Below are 1,035 nucleotides of genomic sequence, written 5' to 3' on the forward strand. Positions count from 1 at the left end.
GATGTATTGATCGTAGGCCGTGGAGGTGGCTCTTTAGAAGACTTATGGGCATTCAATGAAGAAGTTGTTGCTCGTGCAATCTTTGATAGTGCATTGCCAATTGTGAGTGCGGTTGGGCACGAAGTAGATGTATCCATTGCCGATATGGTTGCAGACATGCGCGCCCCCACACCTTCTGCTGCGGCAGAATACATCACACCAGATCAGTATGAGCTCACCCAAAAATTAGATGATCAACATCGTCGATTACAGTTTTTGTTGCGAAACAAACTTCACCAATCTCAGCAGATCTTGAATACGCATCGTAATCGACTGCAAAGTCCGAGTTACTTACTCGCCCAAAAACGATTACACGCAGAAAATTTGGTTGGTCGCTTACATCAAGCCGCGCAAACGAAAATTCAAAACAATGCAGTATCGATAAGCAAAATAGAGGGGCGACTAGAGCGATTCCACCCGAAGTTGCAACTCGCTCAAGCTAAGCACAAGACCCAGCATCTTTCTCAAAAACTCTCCGACATAATACAAAGAGTTATGTCCCAACAAGAGCATCAACTGAGCTTAGCTGTCAACAAACTTAATCTTGTCAGTCCTTTAGCAACAATGGATCGAGGGTATAGCGTCCTACTGAACAATGAAAAAAAGGCGATTGTATCACCAGATCAAGTGGAACATAACGAAGTGCTGACCGCCAAAGTCAAAGAAGGAGAGTTGCGCTTAAAAGTCCAGAAAACGGAACACCCTCAGCAAGAACTTTTTTAAGATAATAAGATGTCTTTGGCTTGATTTAGTTGCGCAGCCAAGAAATCATTGCCTCCCCTATCAGGATGACATTTCTGCATTAGCTTACGATGCGCATCTACAATTTCCTGCTTGCTCGCGCCTTCAGCTAATCCCAATACCTTGAGCGCATCATCTCTCGTGGTAATCGTCGCTTTTTTAAGTTCGTCACCAGACTCATCTTTATCTTGCTTTCCCTTCCTTCTTTCAGACACGAACCTTCGTAAAACAGGCACATAGCGCAGTAAAGGATAA

Annotated in this window: 2 protein-coding genes; one reads left to right on the plus strand and one right to left on the minus strand. The window is 44.1% G+C overall.

Translation table 11 applies throughout. The features are described 5' to 3' along the window. Nucleotides 1–762 (plus strand): exodeoxyribonuclease VII large subunit (locus A3738_RS16565; protein WP_197473894.1); only part of this gene is annotated, 762 nt, incomplete at its 5' end. Here A3738_RS16565 and A3738_RS16570 read toward each other — a convergent pair. After that, on the minus strand, nucleotides 759–1,035 hold a 277-nt coding region (locus A3738_RS16570; protein WP_156504310.1), incomplete at its 5' end, for a DnaJ domain-containing protein. The genes A3738_RS16565 and A3738_RS16570 overlap by 4 nt on opposite strands.

It is taken from the genome of Oleiphilus sp. HI0066, assembly GCF_001635725.1.